Origin of the sequence: Methylobacterium sp. R2-1, assembly GCF_014191355.1 — a bacterium.
GTDB lineage: Bacteria > Pseudomonadota > Alphaproteobacteria > Rhizobiales > Beijerinckiaceae > Methylobacterium.
On record NZ_JACHWM010000001.1, the window covers coordinates 482,930 to 503,122 of the forward strand.

21 protein-coding genes are annotated in these 20,193 nt (G+C 70.3%); 12 read left to right on the forward strand and 9 right to left on the reverse strand.

Translation table 11 applies throughout. From position 1 onward, the window contains the following. Positions 1-14 precede the first annotated feature (14 nt). From FHU13_RS02415 to glp, 4 genes are read left to right on the forward strand one after another with little or no spacing between them, the layout of a single operon-like run. On the forward strand, positions 15-1,106 hold the full coding sequence (locus FHU13_RS02415; RefSeq protein ID WP_183434243.1) for a molybdopterin-binding protein: 1,092 nt from the start codon (positions 15-17) through the stop codon (positions 1,104-1,106). Then, complete coding sequence (locus FHU13_RS02420; RefSeq protein WP_183434244.1) at positions 1,103-3,079, forward strand: molybdopterin biosynthesis protein; 1,977 nt, start codon at positions 1,103-1,105, stop codon at positions 3,077-3,079. Before FHU13_RS02415 ends, FHU13_RS02420 begins: the two co-directional genes overlap by 4 nt. Beyond that, positions 3,076-3,612, forward strand: coding sequence for a molybdopterin-guanine dinucleotide biosynthesis protein B (gene mobB / locus FHU13_RS02425; RefSeq protein ID WP_183434245.1), 537 nt, complete (start codon positions 3,076-3,078; stop codon positions 3,610-3,612). The genes FHU13_RS02420 and mobB overlap by 4 nt, the downstream gene beginning before the upstream one ends. A gap of 3 nt (positions 3,613-3,615) precedes the next feature. Then, a complete protein-coding gene (glp, locus tag FHU13_RS02430; protein ID WP_183434246.1) occupies positions 3,616-4,866 on the forward strand; it encodes a gephyrin-like molybdotransferase Glp in 1,251 nt (416 codons plus the stop codon). A 46-nt stretch (positions 4,867-4,912) separates the two neighbouring features. Here glp and FHU13_RS02435 read toward each other — a convergent pair whose 3' ends face one another. Beyond that, positions 4,913-5,950 carry a substrate-binding domain-containing protein gene (locus tag FHU13_RS02435; protein ID WP_183434247.1) on the reverse strand — a complete coding sequence of 346 codons (1,038 nt, stop codon included), beginning with the start codon at positions 5,948-5,950 and terminating at the stop codon, positions 4,913-4,915. Positions 5,951-6,030: 80 nt separating this feature from the next. On the opposite strand from FHU13_RS02435, the gene FHU13_RS02440 reads away from it, so the two are divergent. The 3 genes from FHU13_RS02440 to FHU13_RS02450 are packed head-to-tail and all read left to right on the forward strand — an operon-like array spanning position 6,031 to position 8,239. Beyond that, on the forward strand, positions 6,031-6,726 hold the full coding sequence (locus FHU13_RS02440) for an ABC transporter permease (protein WP_183434248.1): 696 nt from the start codon (positions 6,031-6,033) through the stop codon (positions 6,724-6,726). Then, complete coding sequence (locus FHU13_RS02445) at positions 6,723-7,439, forward strand: phosphate ABC transporter ATP-binding protein (protein ID WP_183434249.1); 717 nt, start codon at positions 6,723-6,725, stop codon at positions 7,437-7,439. The genes FHU13_RS02440 and FHU13_RS02445 overlap by 4 nt, the downstream gene beginning before the upstream one ends. Next, positions 7,412-8,239, forward strand: a complete 828-nt coding sequence (locus FHU13_RS02450) for an extracellular solute-binding protein (protein ID WP_183434250.1) — start codon at positions 7,412-7,414, stop codon at positions 8,237-8,239. The genes FHU13_RS02445 and FHU13_RS02450 overlap by 28 nt, the downstream gene beginning before the upstream one ends. A gap of 148 nt (positions 8,240-8,387) precedes the next feature. Here FHU13_RS02450 and FHU13_RS02455 read toward each other — a convergent pair whose 3' ends face one another. The 3 genes from FHU13_RS02455 to FHU13_RS02465 all read right to left on the reverse strand — a co-directional run bounded on the left by FHU13_RS02455 (position 8,388) and on the right by FHU13_RS02465 (position 11,059). Then, positions 8,388-8,624 (reverse strand): hypothetical protein, encoded by a 237-nt coding sequence (locus FHU13_RS02455; protein ID WP_183434251.1) that lies wholly within the window; start codon positions 8,622-8,624, stop codon positions 8,388-8,390. Positions 8,625-8,667: 43 nt separating this feature from the next. After that, complete coding sequence (locus FHU13_RS02460) at positions 8,668-9,312, reverse strand: PRC-barrel domain-containing protein (protein ID WP_183434252.1); 645 nt, start codon at positions 9,310-9,312, stop codon at positions 8,668-8,670. Between the two features lie 67 nt (positions 9,313-9,379). Beyond that, complete coding sequence (locus FHU13_RS02465) at positions 9,380-11,059, reverse strand: glucan biosynthesis protein G (protein ID WP_183434253.1); 1,680 nt, start codon at positions 11,057-11,059, stop codon at positions 9,380-9,382. Positions 11,060-11,093: 34 nt separating this feature from the next. On the opposite strand from FHU13_RS02465, the gene mdoH reads away from it, so the two are divergent. After that, positions 11,094-13,028: a glucans biosynthesis glucosyltransferase MdoH gene (mdoH, locus tag FHU13_RS02470; RefSeq protein ID WP_183434254.1), complete on the forward strand. Its 1,935-nt coding sequence runs from the start codon at positions 11,094-11,096 to the stop codon at positions 13,026-13,028. Positions 13,029-13,076: 48 nt separating this feature from the next. On the opposite strand, the gene FHU13_RS02475 is transcribed toward mdoH, so the two are convergent. Then, a complete protein-coding gene (locus tag FHU13_RS02475; RefSeq protein WP_183434255.1) occupies positions 13,077-13,541 on the reverse strand; it encodes a hypothetical protein in 465 nt (154 codons plus the stop codon). A gap of 117 nt (positions 13,542-13,658) precedes the next feature. Continuing rightward, positions 13,659-14,876 carry a PLP-dependent aspartate aminotransferase family protein gene (locus FHU13_RS02480; RefSeq protein ID WP_183434256.1) on the reverse strand — a complete coding sequence of 406 codons (1,218 nt, stop codon included), beginning with the start codon at positions 14,874-14,876 and terminating at the stop codon, positions 13,659-13,661. A 96-nt stretch (positions 14,877-14,972) separates the two neighbouring features. On the opposite strand from FHU13_RS02480, the gene FHU13_RS02485 reads away from it, so the two are divergent. Continuing rightward, on the forward strand, positions 14,973-15,488 hold the full coding sequence (locus FHU13_RS02485; protein WP_183434257.1) for a TspO/MBR family protein: 516 nt from the start codon (positions 14,973-14,975) through the stop codon (positions 15,486-15,488). Between the two features lie 4 nt (positions 15,489-15,492). Here FHU13_RS02485 and FHU13_RS02490 read toward each other — a convergent pair whose 3' ends face one another. Both FHU13_RS02490 and hpt read right to left on the reverse strand, forming a co-directional pair. After that, on the reverse strand, positions 15,493-15,858 hold the full coding sequence (locus tag FHU13_RS02490) for a response regulator (RefSeq protein WP_183434258.1): 366 nt from the start codon (positions 15,856-15,858) through the stop codon (positions 15,493-15,495). Positions 15,859-16,021: 163 nt separating this feature from the next. Further along, entirely contained in the window at positions 16,022-16,591 is a 570-nt protein-coding gene (gene hpt / locus FHU13_RS02495; protein ID WP_183434259.1) for a hypoxanthine phosphoribosyltransferase, read from the reverse strand. A 590-nt stretch (positions 16,592-17,181) separates the two neighbouring features. On the opposite strand from hpt, the gene FHU13_RS02500 reads away from it, so the two are divergent. Beyond that, entirely contained in the window at positions 17,182-17,445 is a 264-nt protein-coding gene (locus FHU13_RS02500) for a type II toxin-antitoxin system RelE/ParE family toxin (RefSeq protein ID WP_312889542.1), read from the forward strand. Positions 17,446-17,460: 15 nt separating this feature from the next. Here the strand turns inward: FHU13_RS02500 and FHU13_RS02505 are convergent, their stop codons facing one another. Next, positions 17,461-18,213 carry a zinc-ribbon domain-containing protein gene (locus tag FHU13_RS02505; protein ID WP_183434260.1) on the reverse strand — a complete coding sequence of 251 codons (753 nt, stop codon included), beginning with the start codon at positions 18,211-18,213 and terminating at the stop codon, positions 17,461-17,463. Between the two features lie 166 nt (positions 18,214-18,379). Between FHU13_RS02505 and ftsE the strand changes: the two genes are divergently transcribed. Both ftsE and FHU13_RS02515 read left to right on the forward strand, forming a co-directional pair. Then, the gene (ftsE, locus tag FHU13_RS02510; RefSeq protein WP_183434261.1) at positions 18,380-19,081 is read left to right on the forward strand and encodes a cell division ATP-binding protein FtsE; all 702 of its coding nucleotides are present in this window, start codon (positions 18,380-18,382) and stop codon (positions 19,079-19,081) included. After that, positions 19,078-20,058: an ABC transporter permease gene (locus FHU13_RS02515; RefSeq protein ID WP_183434262.1), complete on the forward strand. Its 981-nt coding sequence runs from the start codon at positions 19,078-19,080 to the stop codon at positions 20,056-20,058. Before ftsE ends, FHU13_RS02515 begins: the two co-directional genes overlap by 4 nt. Positions 20,059-20,193: the final 135 nt, after the last annotated feature.

Here is a 20,193-nt window from a genome sequence, read left to right on the forward strand (position 1 = left end):
CGGACGGCTGAGCGATGCGTGTGCCCTCCGCCGCCCTGATGCCGCTTGCCGAAGCCCTCTCCGGGTTGCGCAGACTCGCCGTGCCGGTCGCGCCGCGAACCGTCCCGCTGAGCCAGGCGTACGGATGCATTGCCGCGACGGCGGTTCACGCCGCTCAGCCCGTTCCGGCGGAACGCATCGCCCTGCGCGACGGCTTCGCCGTCGAGTCTGCAGGGGTCGGAGGCGCCTCGCCCTACGCGCCCGTGATGCTGCCGCGCGCGCCTGCCTGGGTCGAGGCCGGTGACGTCCTGCCCGCCGGCACCGACGCGGTGCTGCCCGCCGAGGGGTTGGAGGGCCGCAATGCCGTCGCCGAGGTCGGCGCGGGCGAAGGAATCCGCGCCGCGGGCGAAGATCTTTCCGAAGGCGACGTCCTTCTGGCCGCGGGCGAGCGGATCGCGCCGCGCCATCTCCTCGCACTCGCCGCCGCGGGTGTTCGCGAGGTCGCGATCCGCGCCGTCCGGATCCGCCTCGTCGTGACGGGCACGTTCGAGCCGGAGGCGCTGTCGCCGATGCTCGCCGCCCTGGTCGAACGGTCGGGCGGCAGCGCCGAGACGATCGCGGTGCCCGACGACCCGGAGCTCATCGCGCGCGCCATCGCGGCTAAGGGGAGCGACGCCACCTTCGTCCTCGGCGGGACCGGCTTCGGCCGCAGCGACCGCAGCGCGGAGGGGCTGGCCGGGGCCGGCCGCGTGATCGCCCATGGCCTTGCCCTGCGGCCCGGCGAGACAGCCGGCCTCGGTGAGGCGGGGGGACGGCCGGTGCTGCTCCTGCCCGGACGACCCGACGCGGCGCTCGCCAGCTTCCTGGCACTCGGCCGGCCGCTGGTCGCGGCTCTGGCCGGCATCGTTGAAGCGCCTTCCCGTGCCGGCACGCTCCGGCGCAAGATCACATCCACCGTCGGCCTCGCCGAGATCGTGTTCGTCCGCGGTCACGGATCGGAGATCGAGCCGCTCGGCGGGGCCGATCTGCCGTTGCGGCGGTTGATCGAAGCGGATGGCGCCGTGCTGGTGCCGCCGGAGCGGGAGGGGTATCCCGCGGGCAGCGAGGTCGAGGTGGTGCCGCTGTGAGCGCGGATCGCGAACTGGATTTCACCCGACGTCTCGCCGCGGCGGCCCGTCAGGAGCAGTTCCTCACGGTGATGAGCCGGGAAGAGGCACTCGCCGCCTTCCGCGCGGCGATTCCCCACACGGCGCTGCCTCCGGAGACCGTTTCCCTGGCGCAATCGCTCGGCCGCGTGCTCGCGCGGGATGTGGCCTCGCCGATCGACGTGCCGCCCTTCGACCGTGCCCTGGTCGATGGATTTGCCCTGCGCGCCGCCGACACCGAGGGCGCCAACGCCGCGCGGCCCCGCCGCCTCCGCCTCAACCGCGAGATCCTGGCCTGCGGCGTCGCCCCGGCGCTGCCCGTCGCCGCCGGCACCGCGACGCCGATCGCCACCGGCGGGGTGATCCCGCGCGGCGCCGATGCGGTGGTGATGGTCGAGCAGACCGAGTTTTTCGAGACCGGTGTCGCCATCGATGTGAGCAGCCCGGTCCGACCGGGGCAGTTCGTCGGCTATGCCGGCGCCGACATGGCGTTCGGCGAGACAGTCCTGCGCCGCAGCACGGTGGTGACGGCCCGCGAGATCGGGATGCTCGCCGCATGCGGACTCGCCGAGATCGCGGTGGTGCGCCGGCCGCGTGTGGCCGTGCTCTCGACGGGCGACGAACTGGTGGTGCCCGGCGAAGCGCTACGGCCGGGCGCGATCTACGATTCGAACGGCGCCATCATCGCGGCCTCGGTCATCGAGAATGGCGGCGAGCCCGTGCCGCTCGGCATCGTGCGCGACGACGAGGGCGCCCTCGAATCCGCGCTGCGCGACGCCCTGGCGCGGGGCGATCTCGTCGTGCTCTCCGGCGGCACCTCGAAGGGGGCGGGCGACGTCTCCCACCGCATCCTGTCGCGGCTGGGCGAGCCCGGCATCCTCGTCCACGGCGTCGCGCTCAAGCCCGGCAAGCCGCTCTGCCTCGCGGTGGCCGAGGGCAAGGCGGTGGTGGTGCTGCCGGGCTTCCCGACCTCGGCGATGTTCACCTTCCACGAATTCGTGGTGCCGCTGGTGCGCGCGCTCGCGGGCCTGCCGCCGCGGGAGGAGGAGGCCGTCCAGGCGCGCCTGCCGCAGCGCTTGGCCTCCGAACTCGGCCGCACCGAGTTCGTGATGGCCTCCCTCGCGCAAGGCGAGGACGGCCCTGTCGCCCTGCCGCTGCCGAAAGGGTCGGGCTCCGTCACCGCCTTCTCCCAGGCCGACGGCTTCTTTGCGGTGCCCGCCGCACGCTCCGGGGTGGAAGCCGGCGAGGCGGTCTCGGTGGTGCGCCTCGGCGCAGGGGTGCGGCCGCCGGACCTCACCGTCATCGGCAGCCACTGCGTCGGTCTCGACCGCGTGGTCGGGCTCCTCGCCGAGCGGGGCTTTCGCGCCCGCACCGTCTGGGTCGGCTCGGCCGGGGGACTCGCGGCCCTCCGCCGGGGCGAGTGCGACCTCGCCGCCATACACCTGCTCGACCCCGAGACCGGCCGCTACAACGCGCCCTTCCTCGAACCCGGCATGGCGCTGGCTCCCGGCTGGCGCCGCCTGCAGGGCGTGGTGTTCCGCGCCGGCGATCCCCGCTTCGAGGGCCGCAGCGCCGCCGAAGCGGTGAGAGCCGCACTCGCTGACCCAGAGTCGGTGATGGTCAACCGCAATACCGGTTCGGGCACGCGCCTCCTCGTGGATGGCCTCATCAGCACTGCGCGGCCCCCTGGCTTCTGGAACCAGCCGCGCTCGCACAACGCCGTCGCGGCGGCCGTGGCGCAGGGAAGGGCCGATTGGGGCGTGGCGATTTCGAGTGTCGCGAAGGCCTACGGCCTAGGCTTCCTGCCGCTGGCGCAGGAGCATTACGACTTTGCCTACCGCGAGGCGGATCGCGAGAAGCCGGCGCTCGCCGCCTTCCTGGCGCTGCTCGGCACCGACGCCGCCGACGCCGCCCTGACCGAACTCGGCTTCGAGCCCGGTGGAGGCGTTCCATGAGCGGTCTGCGCGTCATCGGTCTGGCCGGATGGAGCGGGGCGGGCAAGACGACGCTGCTCGCCCGCCTCATCCCCGTGCTGGTCGGCCGCGGCGTGCGGGTCGCAACCCTGAAGCACGCCCACCACGCCTTCGATATCGATCACCCGGGCAAGGACTCGTTCGTCCACCGGCAGGCCGGGGCGAGCGAAGTGATCGTGTCTTCCGCGCGGATCTGGGCCCAGATCCGCGAAGTGGAAGAGGGCGCCGAAGCCACCCTGCCCGAACTGCTACGGCGGCTGACCCCGAGTGGGCTCGCCCTGGTCGAGGGTTTCAAGCGCGCCGGGCATCCGAAGCTCGAAGTCTTCCGCTCGGCCAATGAGCGTCCGCCGCTGCACGGGGGGGACCCGCACATCGTCGGCATCGCCAGCGACGTGCCCTTCCCGCAGGCCGGCCTGCCGGTGGTCGAGCTCGACGACATCGAGGCCATCGCCGACCTTATCGTCGAGCGCGCCGAGGCCCTTGAAACGGTGCTCGCGCGTCTGGAAAGACCCTGAGCAATGGCACAGCTCACCGACGATTGCTTCGCCTTCGGGGGCAAGCTGATGCGGATCGAGGAGGCGGTGGCCTCGATTGCCGAGCGCTTCCCCGTGATCGCCGGCACCGAGACGGTGCCGCTCGGCCTCGCCGATGGACGGATCGCGGCGGAAGACATCCTCGCCGCGCATGATCTACCGCCCTTCGCCAACACCGCGGTCGACGGCTACGCCGTACGTTTCGCCGACCTCGCGCCGGAGGGCGAGACCGTCCTGCCGGTGGGCGGACGGCTCGCGGCCGGCGCTGCCGCCGGAGCGATGCAGGAAGGGACAGCGATCCGCATCTTCACCGGTGCGCCGATGCCGCCGGGCGCCGACACCGTGTTCATGCAGGAGGACGTGCGCCGCGAGGGCGACCGCGTCACCCTGCCGGCAGGTCTGAATCGCGGCGCCAACACGCGGCCGGAAGGCGAGGATCTGGCCCGGGGCGGCCTCGCGATCACTGCCGGGCGACGCCTGCGGCCGCAGGATCTGGCGCTCGCCGCCGCGACCGGCCATGCGCGGATCGCCGTACGCCGACGGCTCCGCGTCGCCCTGTTCTCCACCGGCGACGAGCTGACCGAGCCCGGCGCCCCGCTGCGACCCGGTGCGATTCACGACTCGAATCGCGTTCTTCTCGCAACCCTGCTGACCCGGCTCGGGGTCGCAGTGGATGATCTCGGCATCCTGCGCGATGACCCCGCGACCCTGCCGTCCCGCCTCGCCGAGGCGGCACGGGACCACGACTTGATCCTCACCACCGGCGGCGTATCGACCGGGGAGGAGGACCACGTGAAGGCGGCGGTGGAAGCGCAAGGGCGGCTGATGCTCTGGCGCCTCGCGATCAAGCCCGGCCGCCCGGTCGCGGCGGGGCTGGTGGCGGGCACGCCCTTCATCGGCCTGCCGGGCAATCCGGTCGCGGTCTACGTCACGCTGCTCTTCGTGGTGCGGCCTCTGCTCGCGCGGCTCGGCGGCGCGCTGTACGAGCCGCCGCTGTCCTGGCCGGTGCGATCGGCCTTCGCCTACCGTAAGAAGGCGGGACGGCGCGAATTCGTCCGCGTCAGCCTCGCCCGCGCGGGTGACGGTGGTCTGGAGGCGCAGAAATTCCCGCGGGAGGGGGCGGGCGTGCTGACCTCGCTCACCGAGAGCGACGGCCTCGTCGAGTTGCCCGATGACGCCACCGGCGTCGCGCCCGGCGACACGCTGGCCTATTACCCGCACGCGCTGCTGTGGTGAACGGACGTTCCGTTCGCTCCGCCCGAGAAGGCCCGATCGTGCAGGATCAGGCGGGTGGCGCGTAGCCCGACGCCCGTCCGGCCCGCTTGGATAAGTCCGCGCGTAAGGCGTTGAGCTTTTCCGCGCCGATCCTCGCGCCGATTGCGAGGAAGTAGATCTCCCAGCCCACGGGACGGTAGTCGAGGGCGAAGCGCTCGGCGACGGCGCGGGTGCCCATGCCGACATCGGCCGCCCCCGTCGCGATCAGCGCCGCCACCGCCTGGTGGGTGAACTCCTCGGTGTGATGCCCGACGATAGCCTCCGGCGTGAGGCCCGCCTCGGCGCAGAGCCGCTCGAACCAGATCCGGGTGCCGGCGCCGCGCTGACGGTTGACGAAGCGGGCCTGCCGCGCGGCGATGTCGGAGAGGGTTTCGAGCCGGAGCGGGTTGCCGGCGGCCAGCATCAGGCCTTGCTCCCGGCGAAAGAGCGGGACGACGGCGAGATCGCGATTCGCGAAAACGTCGTCGAAGGGCGACGGGGGCGGCCCGTCCGAGCCATAGTGAAAGCCCGCGGCATCGACGGTGCCGTCGCGCAGCCGCGCCAGGGCGTCGAGGCTGCCGGCGACCATCAGGTCGATGTCCCGCCGCGCCTCGATGGTCTCTAGCAACAGCGGGTCGTGGCTCGCGGCGAGACGGATGCGGGCATCAGCCGGCTCCAGCAGCCGCCGCAGACCGTCCGTGAGCGCGAGCTCCTCCGCCGCGAGCGCCGGGGCGAGACGAGTCTGCGAAGCCGTGAGCAGCGCCAGCAGTGCCGTACCAAAGGGTGTGAGGCTGGTTCCGTGTCCCTTGGTCTTCACCACGACTGGCCGGCCGAGTGCCTGTTCAAGCGCCTCGAACTGCCCCCAGGCGGAGCGGTAGGAGATCGCGAGCCGCTCTGCCGCCCCCTGCAGCGAGCCCGATCGGCCGAGCGCGTCCAGAAGCGCGTAGGCGCTCCGCAGAGCGAAGGCGGATGTCCCCTCGCACCGGCCCTCCACGTGGAGACGCACATCGAGCCGGCCCTGCTCCGAAGCAATGGGAGCTCGAGGGGCTCCATCTACAAAAATCATATGCAAGGCCTTTCCTATTGATCTTGCACCGTTCGGCGTATCATCCCGGCTCGTTCCGCGCAGCCCCGCGAGCCCGCCGCTTGAGCCAAACTCTTCAGGAGACCTTCTCTCGGCTGTGGACGCTCGACCGTGACGTCCTGGCGATCGCGTGGTTGTCGCTGCGCGTCAGCCTGACGGCTGTCGGCATCGGACTTCTGCTGGGCGTTCCGCTCGGGGCGCTGATCGCCGTGGCGCGCTTTCCGGGGCGCAACGCCCTGGTCGGGCTGCTCAACACCTTCATGGGCCTGCCGCCGGTGATCGTCGGGCTGATCCTCTATCTCGCCCTGTCGCGCTCCGGCCCGCTCGGCGCGCTCGGGCTGCTCTTCACCCCCACTGCCATGGTGGCGGCGCAGGCCGTGCTGGCGACGCCCCTGGTGGCGGCCTTGACCCGTCAGGTCATCGCCGACGCGGACGCGCATCTCGGCGAGCAGCTCCGCTCGCTGCGCCTCTCCGCGCCGCGACGGGCCGGGGTGCTGATCTACGACGCGCGCTTCTCGCTGTTCACCGCCGCACTCGCGGCTTTCGGGCGCGCGATCTCCGAGATCGGCGCGGTGCTCGTCGTCGGCGGCAACATCGACGGACATACCCGCACGATGACCACCGCGATCTCGCTGGAGACGCAGAAGGGCGATCTCAGCCTCGCCCTGGCACTCGGCGCCGTGCTGATGGGCCTCGTGCTCGCCGTGAACGCCGCCGCCGCGCTCCTGCGCGGCCATGCCGTGAAAGCCTACGGATGAGCGCGGCCCCCGCCATTCATCTGGAGAACGTCAGCCTGACGCTCGGCGGGCGGCCGATCCTCGACCGGCTCGGCCTCGACGTCGCCGCGGCCGGCATCACCGCCCTGATCGGTCCCAACGGGGCGGGCAAGAGCGTGACGCTGCGGGTGATCGACGGCCTGCTGCAGCCCGATTCCGGTATTGTGCGCCTCGCGCCCGGCCGCCGCGCCTTCGTGTTCCAGCGCCCGGCCCTGGTCCGCGCCAGCGCCGCCGCCAACGTCGCCCTCGGGCTGATCCCGCTGAACCTGTCCCGCCGCGCGCGCACCGAGCGGATCGAGGCGGCGCTCGCCCGCGTCGGCCTATCGGATCGGGCCGGCGATGCGGCGACGCGTTTCTCGGGCGGCGAGCAGCAGCGCCTCGCGCTCGCCCGCGCCTGGGCGATGCGGCCCGATCTCCTGCTCCTCGACGAGCCGACCGCGAGCCTCGACCCGTCCGCGACCGAGACCATCGAGAGCCTGATCGTCGAGATGGCACGGGCCGGCACCGCCGTGCTCCTCGTCTCGCACAATCTCGGGCAGGTCGCCCGGCTCGCCAACGAGACCATCGTGCTGGCGGGTGGGCGCGCCGTGGAGCGGGGTCCGACCCGATCCGTCCTCTTCTCACCCCGCACCGCTGAGGCGCGGGCCTACCTCACCGGAGAACTGCCTTGGACGTCCTTCGCCGCAGCTTCCTGACCCTCTCCCTCCTTGCCGCCCTCGACGCAAGCTCGCCGCTGCGGGCAGAGCCCGCCTCGATCGTCGTCGCCTCGACGACCTCGACAGAGCAGTCGGGCCTGTTCAAGCACATCCTGCCGCTGTTCAAGCAGAAGACCGGAATTGAGGTGAAGGTCGTGGCGCTCGGCACCGGCCAAGCCCTCGACGCGGCGCGTCGGGGCGACGCCGACGTCGTGCTCGTCCACGACCGTCCGGCCGAGGACAAGTTCGTCGCCGAGGGCTTCGCCAAGGGGCGGCAGGACGTGATGTACAACGACTTCGTGCTGATCGGCCCGAAGGACGACCCGGCCGGCATCCGCGGCAAGGGCGTCGACGAAGCCTTCCGGAAGATCGCAGCGTCGAAGGCGCCCTTCGTCTCGCGGGGCGACCGGTCCGGCACGCATAGCGCCGAATTGCGGAGCTGGAAGGAGGCCGGCGTCGATCTCACGGCGGTACGCGGCGACTGGTACCGCGACGTCGGCCAGGGCATGGGCCCGGCGCTCAACACCGCTTCGTCGCTCGGCGCCTACATCCTGGCCGATCGCGGCACATGGCTCTCGTTCAAGAACCGCGGCGACCTGACGATCCTCGTCGAGGGCGGCAAGCGCCTGTTCAACCCCTACGGCGTGATGCTGGTGAACCCGGACAAGCACCCGAGCGTGAAGGTGAAGGAGGGACAAGCCTTTATCGAGTGGCTGGTCTCGCCCGAGGGCCAGAAAGCCATCGCCGATTACAAGATCAACGGCGAGCCGTTGTTCTTCCCGAGCGCGAAGAAGGGCTGACCGCCATTCTCGTCATTGCGAGGCGAAGCCGAAGCAATCCAGGGCGCTGCCTTCTACGGGGAGGTCGCGCCGCTGGATCGCTTCGCTGACGCTCGCGACGACGTCCGGCTTGCCTGCTATCCAAGGCGGCAGCCGACCGAGCCTCGCGCTACCGCGGCGGTCCGGACTGCCGCCTGCGGGCGAACATCCAAATGGCCAGCACCGCGAGCGCGATCAGCACACTGGCCCAGACCCAGTTGAAATCCGTCGCCGCCGTCGTCGCCGGACCGGAGCTGGAGCCGGACGGGCCCGATTCGGGAATGGGAGGGGCCGGGTTGGTGGCCTGCGCAAGCGCCGCGTGGAGGCCGGTGAGCCAAACGATCAGGGTGAAGGCGGCGTGTCTCATGATACGCGAACTCCAAGGTCATGCCGCCTCAGGACGAGGACGGCTATCGTTTGGCCTTCTCGAACTGGAAGGCCGGTGCGTCGTTGAGCTGCGCCTTCGTCAGGCGGACCTCGGCATGGATCAGGTCATGGCCCGCGAGGACGGTCGCCGGCTTCGAATCGGGCTTCTGAGGCTCGACTGGGCCGGTCGCCTCCGTGACGCGGCCGCTATGCTGGTTCTGAACGGCCCCGAGCACCTCGGGGGAAATCTGCGCACCGGGCATCGTTCCCGGGCCGGCCTTGTCGGCGGCCTTCTCGCTCGGCGCGTTGGCGGGGGTCGCCACCGAACTGGCGCCGCCGGTGAGCGAAACGTCCTCGAAATTCCACGCAAGCTGGTCGAAGGGCACCGCGACGTATTTCTCGCCGACGCCGAGGAAGCCACCGACGCCGATCACCACCGCCTGGATGCGGCCGGTGCCGTCCACGAGCACATCCTCGATCTTGCCGACGCGGACATGGTCGGCCCCGACCACACTGACGCCGATGACCTTCGAGCCGCGCATCGTGCCGGTCTCGGGCTGCTCGATGAAGCGCGGCGAAGCCGAACTGCCCGGCGCCGCCTCGGCGCGTGCCGGGACAGGGGCGAGCGCGAGGTGAAGGGCGAGGGCGGCCAGCGCGGTGAGCGGGACGCTGGACAGATTGGGACGCATCCCTGGCTCCGGGTTCGGACGTGACGTTGCCCCGTTAACGGCCGGCAGCCCGCCCAGTTCATCGGCGTCAGGCGACGGCGTCCCACGTCTCGGTGATGACCCGCCCGGCATGCGAAAGTCGCGCGCGCAGCACCACGTCTCCTGCGGGCCAGGGCTCGGGCGGCCGAAATTCGGCATAGAGGCGCCATCCGCCAGTCTGCGGCACCCGCTCGGCATAGGGCTCCACCAGCGCACCGGCGCTCGCCGAGAGCGCCACGTCGATGGCCGCATTCGGATCGTCGGGCAGGGCCGGCCCCTCGAAGTCAATGACGTAGAGGCGCCGCCGCGGCGAGGGCGGGTTTGTCGGGCGCAGGCGCTCGGCCGAACCGACGCGGGTCGAGACGACGCGGGCGAGCGGCGGCGCGAGCGCCGCTGCGGGTTCGGAGCCGACGGTGGTGAGGGTGTAGGCCAGCCGAAGCGTCCTGCCGGCCTCGACGGGTGCCTCCGGCACGAAGGCGGCGACGATGTTGTCCGTCGCCTCCGTGCGCGACGGAATCTCGAACAGCCGCACCGCGCCGGCCGCGAAGCCGTCGCCCTTCGGCGTCACCCACAGCCCAGGCCGGTCCTCGTGGCGCGCCTGCACGTCGAGATAGGCGGCGAAATGGCGTTCGCGCTGCAGCAGCCCGAAGCCTTCAAGCGGGCTTACGCGGAACGACGAGATCTGCGGCGCCGCCCGGCCGTTGACGAGGGGCCGCCAGAGGCGATCGCCGGGCGTCTGCACCACGAGCCCGTCGGAGTCGTGCACCTGAGGGCGGAAATCATCGAAAGGCTCCGAGCCGCGTGCGCCCGGCCCGTTCTCGCCGAACAGGAACATGCTGGTGAGCGGCGCGAGCCCGAGCGCGGCGATGGCACGGCGCGGGAACAGGGCGGTCTCCACCGCGACCGTCGAGGGATCGCCCGGCGTGACGTTGAAGCGGTAGGCGCCTGTGAGGCTCGGCCCGTCGAGGAGCGCGAGAATCGTGATCGAGGCCGCATCGCCCCGCGGCTCCTCGATCCAGAAACTGGTGAAGTCCGGAAATTCCTCGCCCTGCGGCAGCCCGGTATTGACCGCAACGCCCCGGGCGGAGAGGCCGTAGACCTGATCCCTGCCGCGGATTCGGAAGTAAGAGGCGCCGAGGAAGACCAGAAACTCTTCGTGGCTCTGCGGTCGGCTCGCGTCGAAACTGGTGGCGATGCGAAATCCGGCATAGCCGAGTGTCGGCGAGTAGCGACGGCCCTGCAGCGCCGGTCCGAGATCGAACAGACCAGGATCGTAGGCGAAGGGACGCACGCCCTCGGGCGACTGGAAAAAAATCTCGACACGCTTGGCGTGCAGGTTGCCGCGGTGAAACGGCTGCATCGAGAAGCGGGGTCCGAGCGGCACGGTCGCCTCTGGACGGAGGCGGATCGCCTGGAAGGCATCGTAGTCGAGCGCGGCCAACTCCTGCGGCAGGTCGCTGCTCGAGGCGCGGTAGGGCTCCGCGGCGAGCCGCTCGGCCTGCTGCGCCAGGGCCTCGAAGGTCACCGGACGCGGCTCCGAGGTTCCCTGAGACGGGGTGTTTCCTAACGTCTGAGCCATCGTTCTGGCGGCATTCAGGTCGAAGAGGCCAGAAACGCTCAAGCCGGCCGAACCGGCAAGAGCACCCCGAGCAGCGCCACGCACGATGGCGCGCCGCGAAACGCCGATTGCCTCGGGCGCCTCGTTGTCAGCGTCCGACCGTCCTGCCATCCGTTCATCCCTCCCGCGAGTGTCGACGCCGATCATGTCCAGCCCAGACTTGCCGCAGGCGGAACGTTCCGTCGAGACGGAGGCCGGGGATGAAACCCGCCCGAGGGGCGCGGGCCCCGCACCGCGGCCGGCGTCGTTCCGGTTGCGCCGTCTCGCTTTGGCCGGGCCGACGCTCGCCACCGCCGCCGCCATTGCTGCCTTGGCGCTCGCGGCCTACGGCCTGCCGGAAACGTGGCTCGGGCGCACCGTGCTCGGCCTCTTCGTTTTGCTGATGGCGTGGCAATCCTTCACCGCTTGGCAGTATCTCTACGGGCTCATCGCCGCGCTGATGGGCGACCGCGCCCTCTCGTCGCTGGAGCGGCGCGCCGCCACGATCTCCACCCGCCCGACGGGCCTCAGCCGCACGGCCGCCGTGGTCGCGATCCATGCCGAGGACCCGATCGCGGTATTCTCGGCGATCCGCGTCATGGCCCGCTCGCTCCAGCGCGAGGGCGGCGACGGTTCGGACATCGACATCTTCGTCCTCTCCGACACCCGGGAGGGCGCGATCAGTGCGGTCGAGGAGCACGAATTCGCCCGCATCCAGGCCTGGAGCCAGCGCGAGGGCCGCGGCATGCCGCGCATCCGCTACCGCCGGCGGACGGACAACAAGGGCCGCAAGGCCGGCAACATCGCCGAGTTCTGCCAGACCTACGGGCACGAGTACGACTTCATGATCGTGCTCGACGCCGACAGCCTGATGACCGGTGCCGCCATGCGCCGGCTCGCCCGGCTGATGGAGGAGAATCCGCGCACCGGCCTGATCCAGACCGTCTCGTATGCGGCCGGCCGCGACACCCTGTTCGCGCGGATCCAGCAATTCGCCGTCCGCCTCTACGCGCCGCTTTCCCTCCGCTGCCTGGAGACGTGGCAGGGGCCGGACGGCTCCTACTGGGGCCACAACGCGATCCTGCGGATCGAGGCGTTTGCCAACAACGCCGAGCTTCCGGTTCTCTCCGGCAAGCCCCCGCTCGGTGGAGAAATCCTCTGCCACGACATCGTCGAGGGGGCGCTGCTGCGCCGGGCCGGCTGGGAGGTGCGCCTCCTGCCGGAGATGGGCGGCACCTGGGAGGAGATGCCGACCAACCTCATCGACCTGCTGGGCCGCGAGCGACGCTGGTGCCAAGGCAACCTCCAGCACATCCGAGTGCTGCCGATGAAGGGGCTGCTCGGCGCAAGCCGCTGGCACCTCGGCGTCGGCATCCTCGGCTACTGCGTCTACCCGCTCTGGATCGCCTTCCTGGCGCTCGGCACATGGCAGGCAGTTCGCTCCGGTGAACTCGGGCTGATCGGCTACGGGATCGATGGCGCCAGCGCGGCCGCCGCGGCACTCGCCGCCCTCGTCGTCGCAGTGATGGCGCTGCCGAAACTCCTGAGCCTCGGCTACGTGCTGGCCTCTCCGCGGCGCCGGGCGGATTTCGGCGGCACCCGCTCGCTCCTCGTCAGCGCGGCGCTCGAACAGGTGACCTGGGTGTTGCTCTGGCCGGTGATGGCGCTGTTCGCCGCGGGCGCCGTGGTGACGACGCTGTTCGGGCGGGTGGTCCGTTGGGACACGCAGTCCCGCGACGACCGCAGCGTGCCGTGGGGCGAGGCGTTCCGCCTTCAGAGCGACGCGATCGCGGCGGGTGGGGCGCTTGCGGTGCTGCTCGCCTTGTCCGGCAGCCCCTGGCTGGCCCTCTGGATGGCGCCGGTCGCTATGGCACTGCTGACGAGCCCGGTGCAGAGCGTGCTCACCAGCAGCACCCGCCTCGGCCTGGGCTCCAAGGCGCGCGGCCTGTTCCTGACCGAGGACGATACGCGCCCCGCCCGGGAACTGCTCGAACTGCATCAGAGCCGCACCGTCGGCGCCGATCCGGCGGCGATCGGCGCCGCATCGGCCCCTTGGCTGGCGGTTTCCATCGATGAAGCCGGTACGCCGACGCTGCGCTGAGTGTCCGGCCTCGCCTTGTCGGATTCCGAAAGCCGGATGCCGTGCGGCCTACTTCTGCTCCAACACCTCGATCGGATTGGTCCGCTGCGTGGGCACGGGCTCGCGGGTGAGGGACCTTCCGTCCTTCCTGTCGCCGCCCCGTCCGCCTCCGACATCGGACTTGGCGGGCCGGTCCACGTCCGGCTGCGCCGGCACCGTGCCGCTCGCCAGTTCCAGGCAGGTCAGCAGCTCGACGTAGGACGGGAAGCCGCCAGCCTGGAACTGTTGCGTGCACTGTGACTTGGCCGGGACCGGAAATTGGCCCCAGCGCTTCTTCAGAACATTCTCGGCACTGCGCTCGGAGTTGAGGCAGGCATCCGCGCTGGAATTGTCGCTGAGCGTGCTCTGCACCCGCTCGGCGGATTTGCAGGTCGCCTCGACATCGAGCTTCGGCGGCCCATCCTCGGCCCGGACCGCACCGGAAACGAGGCCGAGCGCGAGCGCGGCGAGAAGAACGGACTTCGATTTCGTCATGGCGGTTCGCGTCGCGGTTCGAGGCTCGTCGTGGCGACAACGCACGAAAGCCGCAACCGCACGTACGCCCTCCACAAATTTCGGAGGGCGTCAGGCATGAGGTACTAGCATGCGGCTTTAGGCCGTCGAGCCGTGCGCACCCGTCAGGGCCGCGTCGAGATCACGGAACAGATCGTCCGGATCCTCGATGCCGGTGGAGAGGCGCAGCAGGTCGGGCGGGCAGGGTGTGCCCGGTCCTTCCACCGAGGCGCGGTGCTCGATGAGGCTCTCCACGCCGCCGAGGGAGGTGGCGCGCTTCCACAGCCGCACCCGTGCGGCGGTGTCGATCGCCGCCGCCTCGCCGCCGGCCACGCGGATCGCGAGCATGAAGCCGAAACCGCCCTCCATCTGCCGCGCGGCGACCGCGTGGCCGGGATGGTTGGGCAGGCCGGGATAGAGCACGGCGCTCACCCGCGGATGCGTCGACAGCCGCTGTGCGAGGCGGAGCGCCCCGGCGCTCTGGGCGGCCGCGCGGAGGGGTAGGGTGCGCAGGCCCCGCACCAAAAGATAGGCCTCGAACGGCCCCAGGATCGCTCCCCACCCGCCGCGGATCGCCACGAGGCGCTCCCAGAAGGCATCCTTGTGCGCACCGGCGAGGACGCCGGCCACGACGTCGGAATGGCCGTTCAGGATCTTGGTGGCCGAGTGCATCACGAGGTCGGCCCCGAGTGTCAGCGGACGGGTGAGGATCGGGCTCACCGCCGTCGAATCGACCGCGACGCGGGCGCCAGCCGCGCGGGCGATCTCACTGATGCGGGCGATGTCGCTGATCGTGCAGAGCGGGTTGCCCGGCGTCTCGATCCAGACGAGCCGGGTCTTGCCCGGCCGGATCGCGGCCCGTACGGCCTCCGGATCCTGCATCGGGACGAAGTCGACCGCAAGATCGAGGCGCGGCGCCTCCTGTTGCAGCCAGCGGCGCAGGCCCCAGTACATGACCTCCGGCGCGATCACGTGATCGCCGCGCTCCAGGGCGCAGAACACGGCCGTTGCCGCCGCCATGCCGGAGCCGAACAGCAGCGCACCGGCTTCTGCCCGCTCCAGCGCCGCGATGACATCCTCCGCCTCTCGCGTCGTGGCGTTGTCGGGCCGGGCGTAGGAGAAGCCGGAGCGGTAGGCGTTGTCGGGATCGCGCAGGTATGTGGTCGAGAGGTGGAGCGGCGGCACCACCGCCCGCGTCACCGGATCGATCCGGCCGAGCGCTTGAGCCGCCAGCGTGCGCGGGCTCCACGCCTCGGGTGAAAGCCCGTGCGGTGCGGTTGCATCGGAATCGCCGTGAGGTGCGTTGGACCGGCTCATGGGTTTCCTCGCTCGAGGTCAGCTCGCATGCCGGCTTGAGCGAATCCGCCGGAGCGGGCAAGGCAGGGAAATGAGCGACGGAGCTTTGCACAGCGCATGAGCGCCCTGGACATTCCCGAGCGGCCAGCCCTGCCGCCGATCCCGCGGCTGGCCGCCGCGATCCTTCCTGTCGCCCTGGTGACTGCGGTGGGCACGCTCTCCACCGGGTCCAACATCGAGGAGTGGTACACGACCATCCGCAAGCCGGCCTTCAATCCGCCGAACTGGGTTTTCCCGCTGGCCTGGACCGTCCTCTACGCGATGATCGCAGTCTCGCTCTGGCGGCTACTCGGCGCCCGCCCGGTGCCGGGCCCTGCCCGGAAAGCGTGGTGGCTGGCGCTAGCCGCCTTCGCCGCTCAGCTCGCCCTCAACGCGACCTGGACACCGGTCTTCTTCGCCGCCCACCAACTCGGCCTCGCGCTGATCGTCGCGCTCGCCATGCTCATCATGATTATGTGGAGCATCCGCCTGTCATGGCGCTTCGACCGTGCCGCGGCGTGGCTTCTCGTGCCCTACGCCGCCTGGGTGGCGTTTGCCTGCCTGCTCAACGGAACGATCTGGCAGATGAACTGAGGTGTTACGCCGCCAGTGCCCGCGTCACCGTCGAGCGCAGATCGGCCAGGGAGAAAGGCTTGGTCAGCACGTCGGTGACGATGGCGTCGAGGCCGCGGGCACGCTCACGCTGGTCGGCGAAGCCGGTCATCAGCAGGATGGTGAGATCGGGGTAGTCGCGCTTGGCCGCAAGCGAGAGCGCGATGCCGTCCATCAACGGCATACGGATGTCGGTCAGCATCAGGTCGAAGCCGCCGCCGGCTTCCGAGAGCCGGTCGAGGCCATCACTACCATCGATGGCCGTGACAACGGTGTGGCCGTCGAGTTCCAGTCCGCGCTTGAGGAAGCCGCGGATCGTGTCCTCGTCATCCACGAGCAGGATGCGCGCCATGGTCGGGCGTCCTTTACCGTTCCTTCGATGTGGATCGCTGCGCCCGAGTGACCGTGCGGAAGCGTGGCCTGTCAAGCCTCGGGTACCGACAGAGTTCCATCGGCCGACAATTTCCGACAAGTGTCGCGGATTTATCAGGAATTTGCTCGATCGGGATTCCGGCTCAGGTACCCCCGAACAGGTCCGCGTCGCTGCTGTCGTAATCCACGAGGCCGACGAAGGGGAGCTGGCGGAAGGCATGGGCGGCATCCATGCCGTAGCCGACCACGAACACGTCCGGGCAGGTGAAGCCGACGAAATCCGCGTCGATCGTCACGGCGCGCTTGCCTGGCTTCTCCAGCAGAACCGCAGTGAGCACCCGCTTGGCGCCGCGGGCCATCAGCAAATCCTTGGCAAAGACGACGGTGCGGCCGGATTCGAGGATGTCGTCGATCAGGAGCACGTCGCGCCCACGCACCTCGCTCTGGACATCGCGCAGGATTTCGACCTGCCCCGAGGAAACGGTCGAGGTGCGGTAGCTGGAGAGATGCACGAACTCGACCTGCGGCGAGAGCCCGGCCCGGTGGAGCGACCGCAACAGGTCGGCCGCGAACATGAAGCTGCCCTTGAGCACGGCGACGACGAGCAGATTCTCAGGCTTGGCCGCGACGATCTCGGCGGCCAACTCCTCGTTGCGCTTGGCGATCGCCGCCTCGTCGAACAGGACGCGGACGCGTTTCGATGCGGTGCTCATGCGGCTCTTGATGTTTTCGCTGGATTCTCAACGGCGCGGGCCGCCCTCAGCCGTCCCGTTCCCCACCATATCATGAGCGGCCGCCTCCGCCAGCGTTGCCGGCCGACGCAACAGGGAAAGCCGCCGACCAGTCAGGCGAGATGCAAATCAGTGAAGGGTGATCGGTAGGTCGGATTTTATGCCACCCTGTGTGCCGTGGCAGCCGGAGGATCGGACATGCAATCGGCCGAGAAGATCGGCATCACCATGACGCCCGAGCAGCTCCGGGCCGTGCGCGGGAGCGTCGCCGTCGGCAGTACGCCCCGACCAGCGAGGTTCTGCGCGACGCGGTGCGGCTCTGGCAGCGCCAAGAGGATGCTGCGCGCCTGAACGTCATCCGCGCCCGCATCCGCCGTTCGCTGGACGATCCGCGGCCGGCGTTCACCGGCGAGGAAGTGCGGTCGCACATCCGGACGCTTCACGCCGAAACTTTGAAGGCGCATCGGGAAGGCGCATCGGGAAGGCGCATCGGGAAGGCGCATCGGGATGAAGCGTCTTAAGGTCACCTAGCGGGCCGAAGCCACGCAGACCTCCTGCAGATTTACCGTTGGGTGCATGAGGCCAGTCTCAGCCCCGAGCTCGCGGAGCGCTTCCTGAACCGACCCGTCGAACGGTGCGACCGTATCGGAGACGCGCCCCATGGCGGTCGTCGTCGCGACGATCTGGAGCCCGGTCCGCGCACGGTGCCGTTCGAGCATTCGGCCGTCATCGCCTACCGGGTCGAGGCCGATCGGGTCAGCATCGTCAAAATGTTCTACGGCGGCTGGGACTTCGAGGCGCTGTATCGTGGCCATCCACCGGACGGCGACGATTAGCCCTGCAACGCGATCCTAGCGGTTCTCGCCCGTTCCCGCGTCGGCGGCGACAGAGCTGTCCGAGAAGCGCACCTCGACCTGACGTCCTTTCTCGGGCGGAGCCGAGAGGCTCGCCTTGAATCGCGCCCGCTCGCCGGGTTCGAGCGCGGCGCGCGGCCCCGGCACGCTCCACCGGTAGAGCGACTGTCCGTCGGCACCGCGCACCTCGACCTCGATCAGCGGCACGGCGACGCGCTCCCGGGCAACAGAGACGAGATCTCCTTCCACGACGAGCCGCGCGGGGTTGGCGCCCTCGGCAGGCACCTGGAAGGCGACAATGTCGGCCAGATCGATGCCGCGCAGATTCACCGGCAAGCCGACGCGGGCGAACAGCGCCGCCGTCTGAGGCATCGCCCGTACGACACCGGCACGGCCGAGGAGCGCGAGCGGCAGGGCGGCGGCAAGGACGAGGCAAGCGGCCAGTGCGGGCGAGAACCGGCCGGTCTTGCGCTTCGGCTTGCCGCGCTTGGCAGACGTCGCCGTCGGCCGGGAACGCCGCACGGATTCTTCGACGGGTGCTTCGGCCGCAGGCGCGGGTTCCGGTGGAGGCGGAGGCGAAGCGGGCTCCTCCTCCGCCGCCATCTCGTCGAACATGGCGGCGACGACCTCGTCGGCCGAGATGAACCACGTCTCGCGGCAGGCCGCGCAGCGCACCGAGCGCCCGCTGGTTCCGACGCGCTCGGCATCGATGCGATACTCGCTGGCGCAGGCCGGGCAGACGATCAGCATGGCGATGGACCAGAGTCGATGTCAGGTCCCGGCAGCGGGTTGCCGCGCTCTCGAAAAGGACACAAACGTTGTCCCCGAGTGTGGTTAACCGGTCGTGAAGTCGAGTACGGCACAGGAGTCCTGTGTCGAGCACAGAGCGTGGAGTGAGCGGTCCTTGTCGGCTGGGATGAAAACGGGCAGCCTCCTGTCCGGCGCGGAGGAGCCCGTCGTTCGCTTCGAGAGCGTCGGCATGCGCTACGGCCTCGGGCCGGAGGTGCTGTCGGACGTCAGTTTCGAAATCGCGCCGCACTCGTTCCAGTTTCTCACCGGGCCTTCGGGGGCGGGCAAGACGACGCTGCTGCGCCTGATCCTCCTCTCGGTGCGTCCGACCCGCGGCCTCGTCTCGATCTTCGGCAAGGAGGTCAGCGGCATCTCGAACGACGCGCTCACGGGCTTGCGCCGCCGCATGGGTGTGGTGTTCCAGGATTTCCGACTGCTCGATCATCTCACCACCTACGAGAACGTGGCGCTGCCCCTGCGCGTCCAGGAGCGGGCGGAGGCGAGCTACCGGGCGGAGGTCGTGGAACTGCTGCGCTGGGTCGGCTTGGGCGAGCGCATGCACGTCCTGCCGCCGCTCCTGTCGGGCGGCGAGAAGCAGCGCGCGGCGATCGCGCGGGCGCTGATCGCGCGGCCGGAACTGCTGCTGGCCGACGAACCCACCGGCAACGTCGATCCGAGCCTCGCCCGGCGCCTTCTGCGGCTGTTCATGGAGCTGAACCGGCTCGGCACTTCGGTGGTGATCGCCACCCATGACTATGGCTTGATGGATCTCGTCGAGGCGCGTCGCATGGTTCTTGCCGAGGGCCGGCTGCGGGTGGAGGGGCAATGAGCGACGCGCGCGCGCCCACCCGAAGCGACCCATCTCAGGCTCGAGCGGCGCCCTCCGTTTCCGAGCCGGCGCTTCCGGCCAATCTTCGCCGCAACGCGCCTCTGGTGCCGACCGACTCCGCCGCGAGCCGGGCGCTGGCGGCGGTCATCGCCATCCTCACGTTTCTCGCCGCGCTCTGCGCCGGAGCGGCCGAGATCGCCGTCTCGAGCGCTGCTCAATGGCAGGGAAGCGTCGCGCAGGAGGTCACGGTGCAGATCCGGCCCAGCGCCGGACGCGATATCGAGGCCGACGTTCGGCAGGCGGAAAGCCTCGCACGGGCTGCGCCCGGCATCGCCGGTGCGCGCATTTTTTCGAAGGCGGAATCCGAGCGGCTGCTCGAACCCTGGCTCGGCACCGGGCTCGATCTGTCGGACCTGCCGGTTCCCCGCCTGATCGCGCTGACGCTCGCGAGCGGCCGCCCTGCCGACCTCCCCGCCCTCCGCACCGCCCTCACCACGGCGCTGCCGGGCGTGGCGAGCCTCGACGACCACGCCCTGTGGCTCCAGCGTCTCTCGACCATGGCCAACACCTTCGCCGGCATCGGCATCGGCATCGTTCTGCTGGTGCTGTTCGCCACCGGACTTGCCGTGATCTTCGCGACCCGCGGCGCCATGGCCGGCAACCGCGAGGTGGTCGAGGTGCTGCATTTCGTGGGCGCCGACGATGACTACATCGCCAAGGCCTTCCAGAGTCGCTTCTTCCGCTTGGGCCTGAGGGGAGGGGCACTGGGCGCAGGTGCCGCGCTGCTGACCTGCGCGCTGGCCGGCCTCGTCGCCCGGATGTGGCGCTCTGGGCCGGCGGGCGACGAGATCGAGGCACTGTTCGGCACCTTCCAGATCGGCTGGCAGGGCTACGCCATCATCGTGCTCATCGGCGTGATCGCCTCCCTCGTCACGGCGACCGTGTCGCGGTTCACGGTGCGCCGCTTCCTCCGATAGGCTCCCATCGAGCGAGCCCGTTAACGTTTCGACAACCATTCGGAACCGACAGTCCCAGCATCGACACCGTCATGAGCCCCTGTTTTCGTCCGAGATGTTTCCGCGAGCGCCACGCCGACAGGCGACCGGCCCGGG

Coding starts and splice junctions, on each gene's coding strand:
- FHU13_RS02415 (WP_183434243.1), top strand. CDS start 15: ATGCGTGTGCCCTCCGCCGCCCTGATGCCGCTTGCCGAAGCCCTCTCC.
- mobB (WP_183434245.1), top strand. CDS start 3,076: ATGAGCGGTCTGCGCGTCATCGGTCTGGCCGGATGGAGCGGGGCGGGC.
- glp (WP_183434246.1), top strand. CDS start 3,616: ATGGCACAGCTCACCGACGATTGCTTCGCCTTCGGGGGCAAGCTGATG.
- FHU13_RS02435 (WP_183434247.1), bottom strand. CDS start 5,950: ATGATTTTTGTAGATGGAGCCCCTCGAGCTCCCATTGCTTCGGAGCAG.
- FHU13_RS02445 (WP_183434249.1), top strand. CDS start 6,723: ATGAGCGCGGCCCCCGCCATTCATCTGGAGAACGTCAGCCTGACGCTC.
- FHU13_RS02455 (WP_183434251.1), bottom strand. CDS start 8,624: ATGAGACACGCCGCCTTCACCCTGATCGTTTGGCTCACCGGCCTCCAC.
- FHU13_RS02460 (WP_183434252.1), bottom strand. CDS start 9,312: ATGCGTCCCAATCTGTCCAGCGTCCCGCTCACCGCGCTGGCCGCCCTC.
- FHU13_RS02465 (WP_183434253.1), bottom strand. CDS start 11,059: ATGGCAGGACGGTCGGACGCTGACAACGAGGCGCCCGAGGCAATCGGC.
- mdoH (WP_183434254.1), top strand. CDS start 11,094: ATGTCCAGCCCAGACTTGCCGCAGGCGGAACGTTCCGTCGAGACGGAG.
- FHU13_RS02475 (WP_183434255.1), bottom strand. CDS start 13,541: ATGACGAAATCGAAGTCCGTTCTTCTCGCCGCGCTCGCGCTCGGCCTC.
- FHU13_RS02480 (WP_183434256.1), bottom strand. CDS start 14,876: ATGAGCCGGTCCAACGCACCTCACGGCGATTCCGATGCAACCGCACCG.
- FHU13_RS02485 (WP_183434257.1), top strand. CDS start 14,973: ATGAGCGCCCTGGACATTCCCGAGCGGCCAGCCCTGCCGCCGATCCCG.
- FHU13_RS02490 (WP_183434258.1), bottom strand. CDS start 15,858: ATGGCGCGCATCCTGCTCGTGGATGACGAGGACACGATCCGCGGCTTC.
- hpt (WP_183434259.1), bottom strand. CDS start 16,591: ATGAGCACCGCATCGAAACGCGTCCGCGTCCTGTTCGACGAGGCGGCG.
- FHU13_RS02505 (WP_183434260.1), bottom strand. CDS start 18,213: ATGCTGATCGTCTGCCCGGCCTGCGCCAGCGAGTATCGCATCGATGCC.
- ftsE (WP_183434261.1), top strand. CDS start 18,380: ATGAAAACGGGCAGCCTCCTGTCCGGCGCGGAGGAGCCCGTCGTTCGC.
- FHU13_RS02515 (WP_183434262.1), top strand. CDS start 19,078: ATGAGCGACGCGCGCGCGCCCACCCGAAGCGACCCATCTCAGGCTCGA.